Source organism: Phenylobacterium sp. (assembly GCF_036402295.1).
Classification (GTDB): domain Bacteria; phylum Pseudomonadota; class Alphaproteobacteria; order Caulobacterales; family Caulobacteraceae; genus Phenylobacterium.
Map to the genome: position 1 here is coordinate 1 of NZ_DASWTE010000450.1, position 6,557 is coordinate 6,557.

Sequence of the window (6,557 nt, forward strand, 5' to 3'; positions counted from 1 at the left end):
CGCGGCGGCTTCATGGCGCTGCGCCCCGGCCTCTTCGCCGCCGGCCAGGGCGAGGCCCGCTTTCGGCGTCTGACGTACCGGGCGCTGGCGTAGGTGGCCGCGCCGCGGACGGTCCATCTCAGCCTCTGAGACGCGGCGCGTAGATCGAGATCTCTCTCGCCGGACGGCCCGCCGGCAGGGTCACGCGGCGCCTGCGAGCCATCGGCCGATCACTCTGGGCCAAGCAGGCCACCAAGGCGGCGCTCACCATCATTCGCGTCAAGCAGACCCCCGCCACCCAGGCGAGAACGAACCACCGTCAGTCGCGCCCAGCGCGATGGAGAACCTCGTGCAAGACGCCGTCATTGTGGCGCCAACCCCATTGCATTTCGCCGTCGTTCCGATACGGTCAATGACACCGGTGTCAGTTCGATTGATACCGGTGGCAGAGCCGTAAACGCGGCCGCGGCCGGGATCTCACACCGGCAAACGGGGAGGGAAATATTGATGATGCGATCGGGCGAAGTGCGCCTGCGCCGACTGGTTTGCGGCGCGTCCATTCTGGCCATGGGGCTCGGCCTTGCGGGCCAAGCCTCGGCCCAGGCCTCGAGCGAACCGCAAGAGGTCGAGGAGATCGTCGTCACGGGCTTCCGGCAATCGCTGGGCGCCGCAATCAACGTAAAGCGGGAATCGGTCTCGTCCGTCGACGTGATCGTCGCCGAGGACATCGCCAAGTTCCCGGATCAGAACCTCGCCGAGTCGCTGCAACGGATTCCCGGCATCTCCATCCAGCGCGATGGGGGCGAAGGACGCGCCATCACAGTGCGGGGTCTGTCGGGCCAGTTCACGCGCGTCCGGGTCAACGGCCTCGAGGCCATCGCGACGTCCACCGACGGTGCGAGTCCGAACCGCGATCGCGCCTTCGACTTCAACGTGTTCGCGTCCGAGCTCTTCAACTCCCTGGTCGTGCACAAGACCGCCGAGGCCTCGCTTGACGAGGGCTCGCTGGGCGCGGTCGTCGATCTGAACACCGGCAACCCTCTCGCCGGCAAGGACGGCCTGACTCTCGTGGCTTCGGCTCAGGGGCAATACAACGACCTCAGTGACGATGTCGGGCCCCGCCTCGCCGGCCTGGTGGGATGGCGATCCGAGGACGGCGTCTTCGGCGCGTCGCTGTCGGCCGCCTACACCGAGACCGATACGCTCGAACTCGGCAACAATACGGTCCGATGGGCGCAGGCGAGGTTCGATTCCGTCAACGGTGTCAACTGCTTCACGGCGCCCAACCGTGGCGGCGCCTATGTGCCCAGCGCCGGTTGCGACGCCGCCGCCCTGGCCTTCCACCCGCGCATTCCGCGCTACGGCAAGGTCGGCCACGACCGCGAGCGGCTCGGGCTGACCGGCAGCCTTCAGTGGGCGCCGACCGAACGCACAAAGGTCTCGCTCGACGGGCTCTATTCGAGGTTCCGCGAGACGCGCACGGAGCAATGGGCCGAAGTCCTGTTCCGCTCCAACGAACGCGCGATCGACGTTCGCGACTTCACGATCGACCCGACCACCAACGACATGGTCTCGGGCACGTTCGACGATGCCTGGGTGCGGACCGAGAACTACCTGCGCAAGTCGCAGACCGAGTTCCACCAGCTCAGCGTCAACGCCAGCCACGAGTTCACGGACAGCTTCCGGGTCAGCCTCCTGGCCGGCGTCTCGAAGTCGGACGCGGACATCCCGGTCGAGACGACCTTCGCATACGACGACCGCGACGCCGCGGACTATCGGTACGACTACACCGACGCGCGGAGTCCACTGCTCACCTTCGGTACGAGCGTGACCGACCCGGCCAACTTCCAGCTTTCGGAAATCCGCGACCGGCCGTCGAACACCACGAACAAGTTCCGCACCGTTTCCGGGCGCGTAGAATGGGACCTGAACGACGGCGTCCAGTTCGAAGCCGGCGCTGTCTATCGCCGCTTCGATTTCGCGGTCAACGCGTTCGTTCGCGACACCGTCGTGTGCCCGACCCGCACCACCGCCGGGCCGGACGTCGTGCTCGGAACCATCACCTGCTCGCCCTCCACCGTCTTCGGCCCGACGGCGATCTACGGCTTCGCCGCGACATCGGCGCTCAGTCAGACGGTGAAGCTGGGCGATGCCGGCCAGCCGTCCGGAACCACCACGACGTGGCTGGTCCCCGACATCGACGCTGCGGCCGCCTTCAGCGGGCTCTACAACCGCACCGCCAATCCTGACGCCGGCAATATCCGCTCGGTACGCGAGGAAGACACCGGCGGCTACCTGCAGGGCAACTTCAAGGGCGAATTCGCCGGCCTCCGCTTCGCCGCCAACGCGGGCCTCCGCTACATGGTCACCGACCAATCCTCGACGGGCCTGAACAGTGGCGTCGAGGTGAGGGTGAAGCGGAAGTATCACGACTGGCTGCCGGCCGTGAACCTCGCCCTATTCCCCACCGAGGACATCATCATCCGCGCCGCGGCGGCGGAGGTGATGACGCGACCGAACCTGGGCAACCTGACACCTGGCGGCTCGGTCGACGGCTTCAACTACCGGGTGAACTTCGGCAACCCGAACCTGGATCCGTTCCGCGCCAAGGCCTACGACGTCGGCCTCGAATGGTATTTCGCGCCGCAGGCGCTGGCGTCGATCGCGGTGTTCAAGAAGGACATCCAGTCCTTCCCGCTCGGGGTCACGCGCACCGGCACCTTCGCCTCGACCGGCCTTCCGACCTCGGTCATCAATCCGAGTTCGCCGGCCGCCTCGAACGTGGAAGGGCAGTCCTGGACCATTGCGTCGATCGAGAACGGCACAGGTGGCAGCCTGAAGGGCGTCGAACTGGCCATCCAGGCACCGTTCACCTTCCTGCCCGGCTTCTGGTCGAACTTCGGCGGCATCGCGAACGCCACCTTCGTGGACTCGAACGTGACCTACCGCGTCTCGGGTCCGGCCATCACGCCGGGCGGCGGCCTTCAAGGCGCCGACGTCAGTTCCACGCTCTATGGTCTGGCCAAGCGCGCCTACAACGCCACCCTCTACTATGAAGCGGGCAAGTTCAGCGCCCGCGCGTCGATCGCCTACCGTTCCGGCTTCATCGACAACGCCAGCGGCACCGGCAACGTCTTCGAGGGCTACAACTCCTCGGTGAACGTCGACGCCTCGGTGAAATACCGTGTGACCGAGCAGCTCGAGCTGTCTCTGGAAGGGATAAATCTCACGGACGACTATCGTGACCGATACGTCGATAAGGAAGCCAATCGCGCGTACGAGAACAACCACTTCGGCCGCACGATCATCTTTGGGGTCCGCTACCGCATGTAACAGGCTGCTGCAGCGATGGGCGGAGGCGCCGTCGTCGGCCCCGGCCAGGCCGGAGCCGGCGCAGCACCTTCGGCAGAGACCTGCGCCTTGACGGCCCCGCGCGCCCGGACGAGTTTCGCCCGGCCGGCAGCTAGGGGCAGACGCCTTCTGCGCCGTCTTCCGGCCGAGTTCCGTTCGCAGGCCTATCGATGAGCATTCCCCTGGGCGTCCCGGCCCCCTGGTTCACGGCGCCGTCGCCGCTGAACCCGAAGTTCGTGTTCAGCAGCCTTGGCGGCCGCTACATCGTCCTGGCGTTCCTGCCCCTTCCCGGCCCCCAGCGCGATGCGGCGTTGGCCTGCATCCGCGATCATGCGCAGGCGTTCACCGGCCCGGACTTGATCTTCTTCGGCGTGCTGCCCGACGCGGAGTCGTACGCCCAGGCCCGCAGCGATCCCCCGTTCCAGTGGTTCTCCGACACCGAAGGCGAGATTCGCCGCGCCTACGCCGCCATCGGGCCGGACGGCGAGCTTGCGCCGCAGTGGGTGGTGATCGATCCCAGCCTGCGGATCCTGGCGACGGCGCGGCTGGAAGACGGTCCGCGCCTCATCGCCGGCGTCGTGAAGCTGGGCGCGCCGGGCGACCACGCCGGGGTCGAGCTCAACGCGCCCGTGCTGATCGTCCCGCGGGTGTTCGAGCCGCAGATATGCCGCCGCCTCATCGACCTCTACGAGAGCCAGGGCGGCACGCCGAGCGGGGTGATGCGCGAGAAGGACGGCAAGACCGTCGGCGTGCTCGACGACTTCAAGAAGCGCCGCGACGCCCAGATCGAGGACCCCGACCTTCGCGACCAGCTGCGCGCCCGCATCAACCTGCGGCTGGCCCCCGAGCTGGTTCGGGCGTTCCAGTACAAGGCCGAGTGCATCGAGCGCTACATCGTGGCCTGCTACGACGCCTCTGACGGCGGCTACTTCCGGCCGCATCGCGACAACACCACGGCCGGCACCATGCATCGCAGGTTCGCAGTCTCGATCAACCTGAATGCAGAGGCGTTCGAGGGCGGCGACCTGCGCTTCCCCGAGTTCGGCCCGCGCACCTACCGACCGCCCACGGGCGGCGCCGTCGTCTTCTCCTGTTCGCTGCTGCACGAGGCGACGCCGGTCACCCGCGGGACCCGCTACGCGTTCCTGCCGTTCCTGTACGACAACGAGTCCAAACGCGTTCGCGAGGCCAATCAGCATCTCGTAGAGGTCTGACTGGGGCCGCCGCATGCCAGCCCCTCGCCCATGAGCTGGACCGGCCAGTTCCACTACGGGGACGCCTGGGCGGCCTACCGCGGCGGGGCGGGGGACAACACCTCGCATGCCCACACCACGATGCAGCTGGTGGTGACCACGGGCGAAGTCGCCGAACTCCACGGCGACGACGGCGCAATGGCGCGAGGCCGCGCGCTGGTGGCGCGGCCCGGGGCCCGCCACCGGCTGCTGCCCCTGGCCGATGTGGTCATCGTCCACCTCGAGCCGCAGACGGCGCTGGCCGCCCACGTGGACCGCAGTGCGCCGCCCGGGGGCGTCGCCGAGTTGCCGTCCGAGCTGGCCGCCCTCGTCGATCCCGATGCGCCGCTCGCGCGATGCATCGACGCCCTGGCGGTGGCGGCGGGTGCCGCGGTTCCGCCGGACCCTCGCCTGGAGGCCGCCCTGCGCTTCCTGGCCACCGCCGAGGGCGCCCGATCGATGGCGCGGGCCGCCGAGACGGTGGGCCTCTCGACGGCGCGGTTGCGGGCGCTCGCCCAGGCGCACCTCGGAACGCCGCTGACCACATGGCTAGCCTGGCGCAAGCTCGAGCGGGCCGCCCGCGCCATGGCCGGCGGCGCCAGCCTCGCGGAGGCGGCGGCGGATGCGGGGTTCGCCGACCAGGCGCACCTGTCCCGCGCCATGCGCCGCGTCTTCGGCATCACGCCGCTCACGGCGAGCGGCGTGGTGCGCGACACACAAGCGAAAGGTCCAAGACCCTAGGACCCGCGCCAGCCATCCTGCGCCCAGCCACTGGACGAGGAGGATGGGATGGGTCAGGCACGCGAGCGGTTTCGGCGCGAACTCGACGAGGCGGTGCGCGACTTCCGGGCCGGCGACCTCGACGCTGCATTCTCCCGCCTGGAGCGCGCCCACATCCTGGGCCAGCTGCGGTTCGTCGACCACGCGGCGGCGCACTTCTGGATGCTGCGCGTGGGGCTGGCCCGGCGCGACGGTCGCGAAGTGTGCGGGCAGATCCTGCGGCTCGTGGCCACCATGCCGAGCCACCTCATCGGCTGGCTGCCGATCGGCAACACGGGCGGAGCGAACGTCTCGCCGGTCAAACCCATGCCGATCCCGCCGGACCTGGCGCCCTACTTCCAGGGCTTCAGCCTGCGTCGCCAGATCGCGCGGCAGGCGCTGATCCTGGCCGGCGCGGCGATCCTGGTCGTCGCGCTCCTGCGGCAGGCCTAGTCGGTGGGCGGTTCTTCGGCGACTTCCGGTTCGACCTGAGTGGCGACCTCGACCGGCGGCGCGGCCACCGGCGCAGGCGGGCCGGCCGGGATCGCCAGAGCGGGGACGCGCCTCAAAGCCTGGCCCATGAACATCCGCCACATCTCGGCCGGGGCGGTCGCGCCGCTGATCCGGCCCATGGGCTTGGCGTCGTCGCGGCCCATCCAGGCGCAGCTCGCGAAGCCGCCCGTGTAGCCGCAGAACCAGGCGTCCTTGTAGTCCGATGTCGTCCCGGTCTTGCCGGCGAGGTCATAGCCGGGCACGGCGGCGCGGGCGCCTGTGCCGGCGACCATCACGGTGCGCAGCATCTGGTTCAGCTCGGAGAGCGCCGGGTTCGCCACCGCCGGGACCGGCGTCGGCGGGCGCTTCTGGTAGATCACCGTGCCGCCCGAGCGGATCCGCTCGATGCCGTAGGCCTGGACGCGGTTGCCACCGTTCGAAAAGGCCGCGTAAGCCTGGGTCATCTCCAGCGGCGACACCAGGGTCGTGCCCAGCGCCATGGCCGGTTCGACGTTGACCGTCGACTGGATGCCCACGCGACGGGCCGTCGCCGCCACGTTCGGCCGACCCACCTCGTCGGCGAGCCGCGCCGCCACCGTGTTCACCGACTTGGCGAGCGCCGTCTCCAGGGTGATCGGCCCGAGGTAGCTGCCCACCTCGTAGTTGGAGGGCGTCCAGCCGTTGATCGTCACCGGCTCGTCGACCACCTCGGTCAGCGGCGTGCGCCCCTGCTCGAGGGCGGCG

5 protein-coding genes are annotated in these 6,557 nt (G+C 69.2%); 4 read left to right on the forward strand and 1 reads right to left on the reverse strand.

What is annotated here, in order from left to right:
- The first annotated feature begins 489 nt into the window (after positions 1-489).
- From VGD44_RS25475 to VGD44_RS25490, 4 genes are all read left to right on the forward strand, one after another.
- A complete protein-coding gene (locus VGD44_RS25475) occupies positions 490-3,312 on the forward strand; it encodes a TonB-dependent receptor (RefSeq protein WP_331091423.1) in 2,823 nt (940 codons plus the stop codon).
- A 188-nt stretch (positions 3,313-3,500) separates the two neighbouring features.
- Positions 3,501-4,544: a 2OG-Fe(II) oxygenase gene (locus VGD44_RS25480; protein ID WP_331091425.1), complete on the forward strand. Its 1,044-nt coding sequence runs from the start codon at positions 3,501-3,503 to the stop codon at positions 4,542-4,544.
- A gap of 30 nt (positions 4,545-4,574) precedes the next feature.
- A complete protein-coding gene (locus tag VGD44_RS25485) occupies positions 4,575-5,303 on the forward strand; it encodes a helix-turn-helix domain-containing protein (protein ID WP_331091427.1) in 729 nt (242 codons plus the stop codon).
- Between the two features lie 48 nt (positions 5,304-5,351).
- A complete protein-coding gene (locus VGD44_RS25490; RefSeq protein WP_331091429.1) occupies positions 5,352-5,774 on the forward strand; it encodes a DUF3703 domain-containing protein in 423 nt (140 codons plus the stop codon).
- Here the strand turns inward: VGD44_RS25490 and VGD44_RS25495 are convergent.
- Positions 5,771-6,557, reverse strand: a 787-nt coding sequence (locus tag VGD44_RS25495) for a transglycosylase domain-containing protein (protein WP_331091431.1), incomplete at its 5' end; no start/stop codon positions are given. The two genes, VGD44_RS25490 and VGD44_RS25495, sit on opposite strands and share 4 nt — an antisense overlap.